This is a genomic window from Candidatus Krumholzibacteriia bacterium (assembly GCA_029865265.1).
GTDB lineage: Bacteria > Krumholzibacteriota > Krumholzibacteriia > WVZY01 > JAKEHA01 > JAKEHA01.
Window position 1 is genome coordinate 1 of the sequence record JAOUHG010000008.1, and the last position, 13,491, is coordinate 13,491.

14 protein-coding genes are annotated in these 13,491 nt (G+C 63.7%); 2 read left to right on the forward strand and 12 right to left on the reverse strand.

Annotated elements, in window-relative coordinates; genetic code table 11:
• Nucleotides 1-352: 352 nt before the first annotated feature.
• From OEX18_05460 to metG, 4 genes are read right to left on the reverse strand one after another with little or no spacing between them, the layout of a single operon-like run.
• Nucleotides 353-1,258 carry an NAD(P)H-binding protein gene (locus OEX18_05460; GenBank protein MDH4336709.1) on the reverse strand — a complete coding sequence of 302 codons (906 nt, stop codon included), beginning with the start codon at nucleotides 1,256-1,258 and terminating at the stop codon, nucleotides 353-355.
• Nucleotides 1,255-1,662 (reverse strand): hypothetical protein, encoded by a 408-nt coding sequence (locus OEX18_05465; protein MDH4336710.1) that lies wholly within the window; start codon nucleotides 1,660-1,662, stop codon nucleotides 1,255-1,257. The genes OEX18_05460 and OEX18_05465 overlap by 4 nt, the downstream gene beginning before the upstream one ends.
• 10 nt (nucleotides 1,663-1,672) lie before the next feature.
• Entirely contained in the window at nucleotides 1,673-2,938 is a 1,266-nt protein-coding gene (locus OEX18_05470) for a TatD family hydrolase (GenBank protein ID MDH4336711.1), read from the reverse strand.
• Nucleotides 2,939-2,952: 14 nt separating this feature from the next.
• Complete coding sequence (metG, locus tag OEX18_05475) at nucleotides 2,953-4,476, reverse strand: methionine--tRNA ligase (protein ID MDH4336712.1); 1,524 nt, start codon at nucleotides 4,474-4,476, stop codon at nucleotides 2,953-2,955.
• An 88-nt stretch (nucleotides 4,477-4,564) separates the two neighbouring features.
• Between metG and OEX18_05480 the strand changes: the two genes are divergently transcribed.
• On the forward strand, nucleotides 4,565-5,320 hold the full coding sequence (locus tag OEX18_05480) for a TerC family protein (protein MDH4336713.1): 756 nt from the start codon (nucleotides 4,565-4,567) through the stop codon (nucleotides 5,318-5,320).
• Between the two features lie 28 nt (nucleotides 5,321-5,348).
• On the opposite strand, the gene corA is transcribed toward OEX18_05480, so the two are convergent.
• Genes corA through OEX18_05495 form a run of 3 tightly spaced genes read right to left on the reverse strand, consistent with a single transcriptional unit; the run spans nucleotide 5,349 to nucleotide 7,307 of the window.
• The gene (gene corA, locus OEX18_05485) at nucleotides 5,349-6,452 is read right to left on the reverse strand and encodes a magnesium/cobalt transporter CorA (GenBank protein MDH4336714.1); all 1,104 of its coding nucleotides are present in this window, start codon (nucleotides 6,450-6,452) and stop codon (nucleotides 5,349-5,351) included.
• Complete coding sequence (locus OEX18_05490; GenBank protein MDH4336715.1) at nucleotides 6,421-6,651, reverse strand: LapA family protein; 231 nt, start codon at nucleotides 6,649-6,651, stop codon at nucleotides 6,421-6,423. Before OEX18_05490 ends, corA begins: the two co-directional genes overlap by 32 nt.
• A gap of 17 nt (nucleotides 6,652-6,668) precedes the next feature.
• Nucleotides 6,669-7,307 carry a DUF502 domain-containing protein gene (locus OEX18_05495; GenBank protein MDH4336716.1) on the reverse strand — a complete coding sequence of 213 codons (639 nt, stop codon included), beginning with the start codon at nucleotides 7,305-7,307 and terminating at the stop codon, nucleotides 6,669-6,671.
• Between the two features lie 49 nt (nucleotides 7,308-7,356).
• Here OEX18_05495 and OEX18_05500 point away from each other — a divergent pair, with 49 nt between their 5' ends.
• Entirely contained in the window at nucleotides 7,357-8,301 is a 945-nt protein-coding gene (locus OEX18_05500; GenBank protein MDH4336717.1) for a TerC family protein, read from the forward strand.
• A 13-nt stretch (nucleotides 8,302-8,314) separates the two neighbouring features.
• Here the strand turns inward: OEX18_05500 and OEX18_05505 are convergent, their stop codons facing one another.
• The 5 genes from OEX18_05505 to OEX18_05525 all read right to left on the reverse strand — a co-directional run bounded on the left by OEX18_05505 (nucleotide 8,315) and on the right by OEX18_05525 (nucleotide 13,458).
• Nucleotides 8,315-8,788 carry a hypothetical protein gene (locus tag OEX18_05505; protein MDH4336718.1) on the reverse strand — a complete coding sequence of 158 codons (474 nt, stop codon included), beginning with the start codon at nucleotides 8,786-8,788 and terminating at the stop codon, nucleotides 8,315-8,317.
• Between the two features lie 26 nt (nucleotides 8,789-8,814).
• Nucleotides 8,815-9,927, reverse strand: coding sequence for a hypothetical protein (locus OEX18_05510; GenBank protein ID MDH4336719.1), 1,113 nt, complete (start codon nucleotides 9,925-9,927; stop codon nucleotides 8,815-8,817).
• A 73-nt stretch (nucleotides 9,928-10,000) separates the two neighbouring features.
• The gene (locus tag OEX18_05515; protein ID MDH4336720.1) at nucleotides 10,001-11,191 is read right to left on the reverse strand and encodes an HNH endonuclease; all 1,191 of its coding nucleotides are present in this window, start codon (nucleotides 11,189-11,191) and stop codon (nucleotides 10,001-10,003) included.
• 216 nt (nucleotides 11,192-11,407) lie between these two features.
• Nucleotides 11,408-12,592 carry a peptidoglycan DD-metalloendopeptidase family protein gene (locus tag OEX18_05520; protein MDH4336721.1) on the reverse strand — a complete coding sequence of 395 codons (1,185 nt, stop codon included), beginning with the start codon at nucleotides 12,590-12,592 and terminating at the stop codon, nucleotides 11,408-11,410.
• Nucleotides 12,589-13,458, reverse strand: a complete 870-nt coding sequence (locus OEX18_05525) for an ABC transporter permease (protein MDH4336722.1) — start codon at nucleotides 13,456-13,458, stop codon at nucleotides 12,589-12,591. The genes OEX18_05520 and OEX18_05525 overlap by 4 nt, the downstream gene beginning before the upstream one ends.
• Nucleotides 13,459-13,491 lie beyond the last annotated feature (33 nt).

Here is a 13,491-nt window from a genome sequence, read left to right on the forward strand (position 1 = left end):
GGGCATCCTCGACACGCTGGCCGAGGTGTACTACGCGCGCGGCGAGTACGACGACGCCATCAAGATCGGCCGCGAGGCGCTGGCCAGCGATCCCGACGATCCGTACTTCAAGGAACAGGTGGAGAAATTCAAGAAGGCGAAAGAGGAAGCCGATCAGGCGATGCGGTGAGTGCGAGGGGGGCCGTCGCGGGTGCGGGGACAGTCATATCGCTTCGCGGCGAGTTCCGCAGCGCGACTACCAGACGGAGTTCTGTCGCGCGAGGACTGTCTGAGCAAGCGAAGCGATATGACTGGACCACACTCTGAAGGCGTCCGCCGCGAAGAGACATGACGGCCCTCGTCACCTTCGGAGTCAGGCCGCCAGTTCCTGCTTCGGGCACAGCGACGGAATCTTGTCCACGTACGTGTCCAGCTTGACGCCGAACGTCTCCGTGAACACTGTGGCGTCGCACACGTTGTCCTCGAGCAGCATGCTCAACTCGTCCAGCGTGAGCGGGAACCCGCGGAAATGCTGCGCGAACTTCACCAGCGGTTTTGCCAGCAGCGACGAGACCGACATCGTGTTGGGCCACACGCCGTACACGCGCGCCACCTTTTCCAGAATATCCACAAAGGCAATCCGTTCCGGGCCGCCGATCTCGTAGGTGCGACCCTGCGTTTCCGGCATGGTCACCGTGCGGGCCAGCGGGCCGACCACGTTGGCCAGCGACACCGGCTGCATGAGTGACTTGCCGCCATCGATGACGGGAACCACCGGTCGTGTGACCAGGTCCGCCACCAGCGGGTGGAACTCGTCGCCCGGGCCGAAGATCACCGACGGGCGGAAGATCGTCCAGCGCATCCCCGTTTTCTTGAGGATTTCCTCGGCTTCGTACTTGGTGCGGTGGTAACCCGAAGGCGCATCCGGGCGCGCGCCCAGGCCACTCAGGTACACTGCGCGCTGCACGCCTTCGCGCGCGGCCGCGTCGAAGATGGAGTAGGCGGCCTCGGTGTGCATCGCCTCGTAGGTGATGCCGTCCTGCGGCTCTTCGCGGCGAATGCCCACCAGGTGGATCACCGCGTCGCAGCCGGCGGCGGCGCGCAGGCACGCGTGCGTGTCCAGCACGTCACCCGTCATCACGTCGAAACCCTCGCGCGGATCGATTTTGGATACGCTGTCCACGCGCACCAGCAGGCGCACGTCGTGGCCCTGCTGCTTGAGTTCACGGCGCAGGGCGGACCCCACAAAACCGGTTCCGCCGGTTACCAGAATCTTCATTGCTGATCGCCTTCCTTGCCGCAGATCGGGCATTCGCTGATCTGGCTTGTATAATAGACGCGGCAGTCTTCGCAGCGCGACAGTTCATCCCCGGCCTCGCCACCCTCGAGGGCGGTCCAGGTGTCATCCTTCTCGGAGATGGGGACGTAGAGCTCCATCATGCCTTCTTCGTTCTCGACCGCCAGCGACAACAGTCCCTGGTCGTCGAGCATGAAGCGAACGCTCTCCAGCGGCGCAACGGAGGCGTAGATGGCGATGAGTTCCCATTCGCCCTCATCGTCGAGACCCTCGTGATTGGCACAGATCACGGAGTTGAAAATGGGTGTAAAACACTCGCTGCATACGGGATCCCCGCATACCGCGCAGGTTCCCACCATGGTGCCGTCGGCGTGGTCGCACTTCATCGTCTGTTCCTCACGATCTGTACATTCGGATATCGTACTGGGCGCCGAGTTCCTTGGCGAACAGACGGCACGGATCCGGGTCGAACCCGGGTGTTGCGACAAACTCGCATACGGTGTCGATTCCGGCGGCCACCGAACAACGGATGAAGTCGCGTATTAGCTCCCACTCCTCCGCGGCCACCGCGGGGTACGCAAGCGTGTTGTGGGTGGTGGCGGTGGTTCCGTAGAACACCACCACGATCTCGTCCACCTTGCCGGCCAGTTCCGGAGTCACATCGCGCCCCGCGGTGTGGTTGGCCAGCCCGCCCGTGTTGATACGCACGCGCAGACCGCGTTCCTTCGCCACGGTGGCGAGCGCGAGCGTGTGCTCGAGACCGTCCATGGGATCGACGACCCCGGTCAGCACCGCTTCGTCTTCGTCCTCCCTGGAAACCGGCTCCAGGTCCGCCGGCCCGGCGGAAGCGGCCTGAATATAAACCGACCCGTCGATCCTGTAAACGGGTCCCGGCAGCGCCTCGGCGGTGATGCCCATGGCCGCCAGGTAGTTCCCGGTGGTGATGCGCGCCACCTCCGCCAGCGGGAGGTCCTTGATTCTCGCGATGGTGCGCGCCACGTGGGCCACGAACGACGGCTCGTTGCGCTTGCCGCGCCACGGGTGTGGCGTCAGGTAGGGGGAGTCCGTCTCCAGCACGATCTTCTCGATGGGAAGGGCCGCCACCGTCTCGGAGAGACGCGCGTTGCGATACGTCACCACGCCCCCGATGCCCACGTGGAAGCCCAGGTCGAAGATGCGCTGCGCGTCCTCCGGGCTCCCGGAGAAGGCGTGGAAGATACCGCGGTGCTGCGAACCCTCCGCGGCGAGCATTTCGATGACCTCGTTGAAGGCGTCGCGGCAGTGGATCACGATGGGCTTGTTGGTCTCGCGCGCCAGCGCAATCATCTTGCGAAACACGGCCTCCTGCACCTCGCGCGGCGCCAGGTTGCGGTAGAAGTCGAGGCCGATCTCGCCCACCGCAACGATGCGCGGATGCTGCAGCGCGCTGCGCACGTCGGCTTCCAGGGCGTCGTCCAGCGAGGCGGCGTCGTGCGGGTGCACCCCCGCGGCCCCGAACATGAACGGGTAGTCCTCCACCAGTTCCAGCGTGTCGCGCAGCGACTCGCGGTCAAACCCGATGTTCATGAAGGACACCACGCCGTCGGATACCGCGCGCGCAATCGCGATTTCGCGGTCGTCGTCGAAGTGGCGTGAATTGAGATGACAGTGAGAATCGATCATTCGTGCTTCTTTGCTTACTGCACCGGCATTTCCAGCCGGGGAAAGAGAACCACCGGCTCGCCGATCTGTTTCCACGCTGCGTCGCCGGGCCGGTCCACCTCGTCCAGCGTGGCGGCGGGCGGCAACGCGAGCTGCGTGCGCATCTCGGCCGCCTTCTCGGGCATGAAGGGAACACACAGCACCGACGCCACCCGCAACACCTCGAGCAACGCGCGCAGGGTTGCGCCCAGCGCGGCGGTGTCGCCGGCCTTGGCCTGCGCCCACGGCTTGCGCTCCTCCACGAAGCGGTTGGCTTCCTGCACCGAGCGCCACAGCGCCGCCAGCCCCTGGTCGAAGGCGAGCCGGTCCATGTGGCGGCGGTAGTCGCCGGTGACACCGGCGGTGATGCGCGCGAACTCCTTCTGCGCCTCCGCACTCCACGCCGGAACCGCACCCTCGAAGTAGCGCCTGGTCATGGACAGCGTGCGCGAGAACAGGTTGCCCAGTTCATTGGCCAGTTCTGCATTATAACGCGTTACGAACAGTTCCACCGTGAAATCGCCGTCGCGGTCGAAGGCAATCTCGCGCAGCAGCAGGTAGCGCAGCGCGTCGGCGCCAAAGAAGCCGGCCAGATCCACCGGATCCACGATGTTGCCGATGGTTTTGCTCATCTTCTCGCCGCGGTTGTACACGAAGCCATGGCCGAACACGCTCTCCGGCAGCTCCACGCCGGCGGCCATCAGCATGGCCGGCCAGATGAGGCAGTGGAAGCGGGTGATGTCCTTGCCGATGACGTGAACGTTGCACGGCCAGTACTTCTTGAACTTTGCGTCGTCATCGCCGCCGTAGCCCAGCGCGGAAATATAATTGATGAGCGCGTCGAACCACACGTACACCACCTGGTCGGGTGCGATGGGCAGCGGCACACCCCACGTCTTGCCCGCGCGCGACACGCTGATGTCCTCCAGGCCGGACTCTATCACGTTGAGAATCTCGTTCTTGCGGATCTCGGGGCGGATGAAATCGGGATGGGCGAGGATGTGCTTCTTCAGCGGTTCGCTGAACTTCGACAGCGCGAAGAAGTAATTCTTCTCCTCGATGTGCTTCGGCGGCGTCTTGTGCCGCGGACACAGGCCGTCCACCAGGTCCTTCTCCACCTTGAACTCCTCGCAGCCCTCGCAGTACAGCCCCGTGTAAACGCCCTCGAAGATGTAGCCGTTCTGGTGGATCTTCGTGAACAGGGCGCTGACCGCGCGCTTGTGCATGGGGTCGGTGGTGCGGATGAACTGGTCGTGAGAAATATGCAGCGTTTTCCACGTGCGCTCGAACAACGGCGCCATCTCGTCGGTATAGGCCTGCGGATCCTTGCCCAGGTTCTTCGCCTCGCGCTCCACGTTGGTGGAATGCTCGTCGGTGCCCATCAGGAAATAGGTGTCGAACCCGGCCAGCCGCTTGTAGCGGGCCAGGCAATCGGCGCCGATCTTCTCGTACGCGGTGCCAAGGTGCGGGCGCGCGTTGACGTAGTCGATCGCGGTGGTAACGTAGAATGTCGGTTTCACGGAACTTCTGGATTTCCCTGGGAAAGTGTTCGTAGAATGTAGCATCACCGTCGCGGGATCGCAAGCAGTACAAAGGAGTTAGGACACAATGCACTGGCTCACCGACCCCCAGGTGTGGGTGGCGCTGGCCACCCTCACCGCCCTCGAGATCGTCCTGGGCATCGACAACATCATCTTCATCGCCATCCTCTCCGCCAAGCTCCCCGCGCACCAGCAGGGCCGGGCGCGCTTCCTGGGCCTGGCCATCGCCATGCTCACCCGCGTGGGGCTGTTGTTCTCCCTGACCTGGATGATGCGGCTCACCAGCCCCCTGTTCGCCTTCCTCGGCCACGACTTCTCGGGGCGCGACCTCATCCTCATCGGCGGTGGGCTGTTCCTGCTGGCCAAGAGCACGCTGGAGATCCACGACAAGCTGGAGGGCCACCACGAGGCGAAGGGCGCCGCCCCGGCGCGCGCGGTGTTCGGCGTGGTGGTGCTGCAGATCGTGCTGCTGGACATCGTCTTCTCGCTGGACTCGGTGATCACCGCCATCGGTCTCGCCAAACAGATCGGCGTGATGGTGACGGCGGTGGTGGTGGCGGTGATCTTCATGATGGCGTTCGCCAGGCCCATCAGCGACTTCGTGGACCGGCACCCCACCATCCGCATGCTCGCGCTGAGCTTTCTCATTCTGATCGGGGTGTCGCTGGTGGGCGAGGGGCTCTCCTTCCACATCCCCAAGGGCTACATCTACTTCGCCATGGCCTTCTCGGTGCTGGTGGAGATGCTCAACCTGCGCCTGCGCAAGGTGTCGCAACCGGTGGAGCTTCGCGGCGCACTGGAGGAGTTAAAGAGGGAGTCGTAGGCACGCGGTATCGCGCGGCGGGATACCCCTAGATCCAGCGGCGCGAGCGCAGGAATGCGATGAGCGAGGCCACCAGCACCACGCTCACCGCCCAGAATGCAAAGTAGCCGTGGCGCCAGTGCAGCTCTGGCAGGATGTCGAAGTTCATGCCGTACACGCCGGCCAGGAACGTGAGCGGCACGAAGATGGTGGAGATGATGGTCAGCACGCGGATCACTTCGTTTGTGCGCTGGCCGATGGACGACGCGTACAGATCCTGTAAGCTGGCCAGCACGTCGCGGAAGTTCTCCAACGACTCGATCACCTGAACCACGTGGTCGTGCAGGTCACGGATGTAGATGCGCGCGTCTTCGCTCACCAGTTCCGTTTCCGATCTCTCAAGGGAAATCACGACGTCACGCAGCGGCCAGATATTGCGTCGCAGATACACCAGCTCGCGGCGCAGTTGGTGCACGCGCGAGAGATCCTCCGGTTGCGGTGATGCCGTGATGCTGTCCTCTATTTCTTCGATACGCTCGGCAATTTTCTCCAGCAGCAGGAAGTAGTTGTCGACGATGGTGTCGATGATCGAATAGACCAGGTAGTCCGTCCCCATGCGACGAACGCGTCCCTTGCCCAGGTCGATGCGCTTGCGCAGCGGGTCGAACACATCTCCAGGAATTTCCTGAAACGTGATCACGAAGCGTCTGGCGAGGATGATGCTCACCTGCTCCGAGTGGAGCTCGGCACCGTTGGTGCCCGGTGCGAGCATGCGCACCACCATGTAGAGGTAGTCGTCGTACTCCTCGATCTTGGGGCGCTGGTGCGTGTTGAGGATGTCTTCCAGAACCAGGGGATGCAGGCCAAAGTGGCTACCGAAGCGATTCAGCAGGTCCGTGTCGTGCAGCCCCTCCACGTCGATCCAGGACACGGTGTCGGAATCGCGCAGGCGGAAGGTGTCTTCCACCTCGCTGGTGGTCCGCACCGCGCAGGCGTCGGCGCCATAGTCGATGACCCGGATCGATACCTTGTCAACCCGCGGCGGGCGGTCGTACACCAGGGTCCCCGGAGGCTGTCCGGGTTGCGCCTGGTGGCGCTTGTACAGGCGCGGCGCGCGGATCTTAACGCTGCGTCGGCGTCGGCGTGAAGTCATCCTGCTTCCTGCGCGGCCACTTGGCCGTGGCGAAGCCCAGCACGAAGGCCAGCACGAAGACGATCAGCACCATCAACAGCTGTGAGACCTCGTACTGCCAGTTTAGGAACCGAAAGGTCACCTTCTGCGCGTTCTGGACCATGACGATCAGCAGAACCACGGCGATGAACATGAACAGGAACTGTTTGAATCGACTCATACAAGTCCTCCCGGCGGCTACTTGATGTTCGGCGCGCCGATCAGGCCGCCGGAGAGAATACACTGCATGGCCTCTTCAACCGTCCACCCCGGGTCGCGGGTCTCCGACGCCGGAATGAAATAGACGAAGCCCGAGGTGGGGTTGGGTGGCGTGGGAACATACACCTTGAGCAGAACTTCACCGTCTTTTTCGGACACCACCTCGCCGGTGACGAACCCCAGCTGCCAGATCCCCTGGTACGCATAGGGCACCAGGATGGGCCGCCGGAAGATCTGCTTTTCGGGGAGCGCCAGCGTGCCGGACAGCTGCTTGCCGATCCGGTACGCCGTGTTGATTATGGGAATGCGCTCGGTGAGACTCTCCAGCCCTTCCAGCACGCGCCGGCCCACGAAGTTGCTGACGATCAACCCCACCAGGTAGAGCGTCACCAGCAGCAGCACGATCCCCAGGCCGGGGAAGTTCACGTGCAGCGTCCTGTCCACCAGCACCACCAGGCGCCGGTCGATGAAGCCGTACAGCAGGTATACCGCAACCACCGGCAGCGCGATGGGGATGAGCGCCAGCGTGCCGCGAATGATAAAACGGCGGATGTGTGCCAGGAAACGGCCGGGTCGCCGCGGCGTCGAGGACTGTGCCGGAACGGGCTCAGTGTTCATCGCGATCACTCTACCACGTGTTTGCGCGCGGTGTTAATGTCTTCTTCCTATGCCCGTCCTATGGCAATGGGTCGTGTTTCACGTGCTGCTGGGAGCCGCGCTGTGGATCGACCTGGGCGTCGTCCACCGCCGCCCGGAAGCGGTTGGCGCGCGGCGCGCGCTGGCCTGGGTGGGCGTCTGGGTGGCGCTGGCGCTCTGCTTCTGCCTCGGTATCCACCTGGTGCGCGGTCACCACGCCGCGGTGCTGTTCCTCACCGGCTACCTGGTGGAACAGTCGCTGAGCGTCGACAACCTGTTCGTCTTCTACGTGGTCTTCCAGTACTTCCACGTCCCCAAGAAGTTCGAACACCGCATTCTGTTCTGGGGCATCATCGGCGCGCTGGTGACACGGCTGTCGTTCATTCTGGCGGGTGTGGCGCTGCTGCACAGGTTCGAATGGCTGACCTGGGTGCTGGGCGCGTTTCTGGTGTTTACCGCGGCGCGTATGGCGTTTTCCAAGGACCGCCAGGTGCACCCGGAACGCAACCCGGTCTTCAAGCTGTTGCGGCCCTTCATGGGAACCCAGTCCTACGACTCGGGCCGCTTCTTCATCCGCGTAAACGGCCGTCTGCTCATTACGCCCGCGATGATCGTGCTGCTGGTGATCGAAACCAGCGACATCGTGTTTGCAGTAGATTCGGTGCCGGCGATTCTCGCCATCACCACCGACCCGTTCCTGGTCTATACCTCCAATGCCTTCGCCATCCTCGGCCTGCGCTCGCTGTACTCGGTGGTGGGAAAGCTCATCGTCTCCTTCGAGTTCCTCCACCACGGGCTGTCGGTGATCCTGGCCTTCATCGGGGTGAAGATGCTGATCTCGAATTGGTACACGATGCCGGTGGGGGTGACGCTGGGCTTCGTGGTGGCGGTGCTGAGTTCCTCACTGCTGATCTCGGTGGGGATGCGCCGCATGGCGAACAAGCCCGGCGACACACCCCCCAACGACGCGTCGTGATGAGTCCGCCGCGCTAGTGCCCGGCGCGGTACACCGTCTCGCCGTCGCGAATGACCCGCGTCACGCGCAGATCCTCCGGCGCTTCCGTGCCCGTGGCGAGGGGATCCCGGCTGAAGACCACGAAGTCGGCCGCGCTGCCGATGGCGATCGACGGTGCTGGTTCGCTGGTCCCGGCGGCAAGCACTTCCAGCACGCCCGAGACATCCGTCGCCTGCAGCGAATCCACCACGCCGGGCACCATTGTGCCGCCATCCAGATCGATCATTCGCGTCAGCACACCGGCGTGCGCGTCGTGCATGTCCTTGAAGGTGCCCATGTCCGCCACGCGTCCGTCTTTCACCGCCACTGCTTCCACCTGCGGGGTCTGCGCCGAGCGGGTGACAATGTTTCCGCCGAAGAAAATAAAGTCCATCGCCTGCTCGGGGGGGGCCTCCTTGCCGCACGCAAGAATGCCCAACGCCAGTGCGAACACCAACGTTCGTCTCATCATTCTCATCTCCGGTTCGTGATTGGTTACTGCAGCCGTTTGAGCTTCACAAACAAATCCGCCAACGCGCCGTCGATGTTGGCGTTGGCGTGAAACACCTGGCCGCGCGCGTCGTGCACGAGTTCGATGGCGCGCGGAAGATTGTCGCGGCCCCAGGTGGCGGCCACGCGCTCGATGTCCTTTTCGATGTCACCGTTGACCATGAGCTCGGCGTTGCCCGTCATGGCGTCGCGCAGGATCACCGCCATCTCATCCAGCACGCGCGCCACGTTCTCGCGGTTGGCGTTGCGTGCGCCCACCAGCGCCTGCGTGAACAGCCACGACTCGGGCTGCTTGACGATGCCCGCCACCAGCCCCAGTGCCGCATCACGGTCGGCGAGATCGGCGGAGTCGAGCAACGCGCGCGCGCGGGTGATGGAACCCTGCGCCAGGGCGGCGGTGCGTCGTGCCTTCGCCGCGTCGGCGCCGCAGTAGCCGGTGAGGATGCGCTCCAGCACCGGCCGTTTCAATGGAAAGAAGCGCACGCGCTGGCAGCGCGAGCGGATCGTGTACAACAGCGCCTCGTGGTTGGGGGTGACGAAGAGAACCGCCGCGTGTCCGGGTGGTTCCTCCACCAGTTTGAGCAGCGCGTTCTGCGCCTCTTCGCGCATGGCGTGCGCGTCGACGAAGATGAACACGTGGCAGCGCGCGTCGAAGGGCTTGGTGTTGGCGCGCTGGATCACCGCGCGCGAACGCGCGATGCGTATCGAGGTTTTTTTGCTGAAGTTCTCGCTGGCGAAGATGTCGCGGCGCTTGGTCTCGAGGATCTTCGCGATATCGTCTATATCGCCCTCTTCATCCTCGTTGGACCCCTGGGTCGGCGTCGGATATATCAAATGAATGCCGGGGTGTTCCAGGAAGGACGCGTGCAGGCAAGACGCGCATTTGGGGCCGTCGAGACGGCAGGGCTCGTCCCTCTCGCACTGCAGGCGCCGCGCAAAGTCGATGGCGGTGTATTCCTTGCCAGAGCCCTCGGGGCCGGCGAAGAGCAGCGGCGGCACGTTGCCGCGATCGAGCGAGGTGAGATACGCGGTCGCCTGGGGCTGCTCGAGGTCGAAGGCGGGCAGTGGACGGACGTCTTCCTGGGCTTTGGGTGGCATGGCCGGAGTATAGCGCAACCCGCTCGCGCGGTCGATTGGTGGCGTCAGCGGTTCTGCTTCTTCACATTCTGTCTCATTGTGAGACGGCCGGTGCCACCGGCGCCATGGCCGCCCTCCCCAGGGTTCTCTCGCCTTCCAGTCTATTATGATTCGCGCACAACAGCCGTAAATTGCCAAGCGTCGCCCCACCGCCGCGCGCGACTGGTATTACATGATCCACCTGCAAGCCGCTTGTAGATCCACATTTACGTCCGGTTGAGCCCACGAACGCGCACCGGCCCTTGTCTCTCACAAACACCTCGTCGCGCACGCGGGCGGGGATGTGCCGGGGGTTACGCGGCTTGCGCGATGGAGAATCCTTACATTCAGTCTCACAATGAGACTGTCTGCGGGCGGGTGACGAGTTCGTCTGTCTCCGATCTTCTCGCTTCTGACGACGCTCCCGGCGTGCGACGGGGTCTTCTCTCTGGAGCGTCCGGTCCAGCAACAGCTCGAACACCTGTTCCAACGAGGCATTCGCGGGGAGACGGTGCCACATGAGCGAGCGAAAGCGCCCCAGCTTGCCCATGAACGCCTTGCTCACGGAGAACTCCAGCACGGCGCGGCGCTCGAACTCGGTCTGCGGGGGATTGTCAGTAGACTCTCCGGGAGAATCTTTACATTCAGTCTCACAATGAGACTGCTCCCCGGCCGGCGCTTGCATGGCTTCGGGCACGACTGCCGCGGACACGCACGACGCCCCAACCGTCTGCGCGGCCGCTGCGGGCACGCACGACGCCCCAACCGTCTGCGCGGAGATCGTCGGCACCGCGGCTACGACCACCAGCCGCGGCACGAGCACCTCGCGCACCCGGTCGCGCACCGCCTCGCGGGGGCGGTAGCAGGCCACGATGGCTTCCACCTCTTCCTGGGTCCTGCCGCGGATCTGCTTGAGAACCTCCTTGCTGTTGTCGGGTGTCAGGATGCCGGCCACGCAGGCAATCGTGACCACGTTGACCTCACCCGCATCGAGCATCGCACGCACTTCGGGGAAGCGCTTCATGCAGCGCGCCGCCGTGATGCGCCGGCCCGCCGAGGAGCGCGCGTAGCCCAGCGCCTCGACGCAGAAGTGGAGCATGGAGCGATAGCCGAGTTCGAAGTGGAGCTTGCGCTCCTCGATCTCGTTCAGGTGCGACAGTACGCGCACCATGCACATGCGCTCACAACGAACCAGCCTGTGGGTGCGGGAGAGAAGTTTCTTGTCGGAGAAAGAGCGAAGCGACACGGCGGGACCTCCTCATGATGAATGGGAGGATGCGCGAAACATAGCGTATGTTAGCTAGTTAGTCAACATGAATTGTGCTGCGCGCGCAGAAAGTGCGTGTGACAAAGGCAGTGCACCGCGCGACTTCGCATGCGTGCGGTGCCGCGGTGCGCGGGGATTGTTGCGTGTCAGGACTCGTCCGGAGCTTCGGCTGAAATCGGGAAGGAAGAGACAGACTCACGAACTCGGCTTCCTGCCCAGCCAGTCCATCGGGTTGAGCGCCTTGCGCGCCTGGCGGACTTCGAAGTGGCACACGTAGCCCTGCAGCGATCCCGTGTCGCCCACCTCGGCGATGGCCTGGCCGCGCGAGATCTTCTGGCCCTGCGCCACCATGGTGGTGGAAACGTGCGCGTACAGCGTGTAGAAGCCGCCGCCGTGATTCAGAATGACGCACTTGCCGAACGCATCGATCCAGTCCACGAACTCCACCACGCCCGCCGCCACCGCAATGATGGGCGTGCCGCCCGGCGCCTGGATGTCGATGCCGTTGTTCATCGTCACCGTGCCGTACTTGGGGTGCGTGTGCTTGCCGAAGCCGCGGATCATCTTGCCGTTGACCGGCCACGGCAGGCGCCCCTTCATGGCGGCGAACTCGCCGCTGGGCGGCAGGTCCTGATCGCTCACGCGCCGGCGGATGATCTCGTCGATCAGCGCCTGCATCTCCTCCTGCGCCTTCTCCAGCTCCTTGATGGCATCGGCGTTGCGGTTCTTCTCGTTGCGAATCTGCGAGAGCGTGGTCTGGCGTTTCTTCTTGGTATTCTCGAGTTGCTTGCTCTCCGCCTCCCGCGCGGCGCGCACTTCGATGATCTCCTGCAACGACTCCGCCAGCCGCGCGGATTCCACCTCCAGCCGTGTCTTGCTCTCGCGGAACTCGTTGATGAGCTTCGCGTCCTGCGCGGTCACCAGCTTCATGAACTGATAACGCGTCATGGCTTCGTTGAAACTCTGCGCGCCCAGCAGAATCTCCCAGCGGTACTGGGGGTCGCGCTTGTACATCTGCCGGATCCGCGCCGCCAGCGCCTCCTCCTGCTGGGTGAGAACGATTTCGCGGCCGCCGATCTGCACCCGCAGGTCGCCCACGCGCTCGTCCAGTATCTCTTCCTGCTCGGCGAGCCGCTTGATGTACCGGTTGGTGAGGTCGATTTCCTTGTCCAGGCTGGACAGCGTCTTCAGCGCCTGGCGCTCCTGCGTCTGCAGCTGTTTGGACTTGGCGCGCTGCGATTCGATTTCCTTGCGGATGCGCTCGAGTTCCCTCTGCTTGGCATCGACGTCGTCGGCCGGGTTGGAGAACGCGCCCGCGGCCAGCGCCAGCACCATCGCGGCCAGCGCCGCGGAAATCCATCTGCGCGAACGGGGGCTCATCGCATTTCGAGGTAGCGTCGCAGCGCCATGAAACTCCCGATGGCACCGATGACTACGCAGGTCGCCGCAAAGATCAGCGACTTCTCCAGCGAAAAGAAGGTGATGTCGGAGATGATGTTGCTGCTGATCTCCGTGATCACGCGCAGCAAGAGCAGCGAGAGGATGGCGGCAAAACCGCCCTGCACCGCGCCCTCGATGATGAACGGCGCCACGATGAACGGGTTGGTGGCACCCACCAGCTTGAGGATTTCGATGGTCTTGCGGCGGCTGATGACGGTGAGCCGCACCGCGTTGGCAATGATGAACACCGCGGAGAGAATCACGATGAATCCCACCACCACGTCCACCGTGTAGATGCCGGCCAGGATGGACGCAAACTTGTCCAGGAACTCGCGGCCGTAGCGCACCTCGTCCACACCCTTCATTTCCTCGATGCGCGCCGCCAGCTTGACCATGGCGTCGCGATTCTTGTAGTCGTTCCTGGGCGTCACCCAGAACGAATTGGGCAGCGGGTTGGTGCGCAGCGCCGAAAGCATGTCGGCGTCGGGGCCGAGCTGGTCGCGAAAGTCCGCCAGCGCCTCCTCGCGCGACACGAAGGTCACGGTCGACACCTCGTCCTGCGAGAGAATCAGGCCGTGGAGCCGTTCGATTTCGTCCTGACTGTTGCTGTCATCCAGGTACACGTACATCTTCATCTCGTCCTGCGCCTGTCCCACCAGCCGCAGCACGTTGTCGGTGGCGAGCAGGAACACGGCCAGCATGAGCAGCGAAAGACTCATGATGATGACGGAGATGGACGTGAGCCCCTTGTGGCGGCGCACGGTGCGGAACGCTTCGTCAAAGATGTAGAGCCAGCGGCGCATCATGGTTGCTTACTCCGAGTCCCGCGTGGGCGAGAG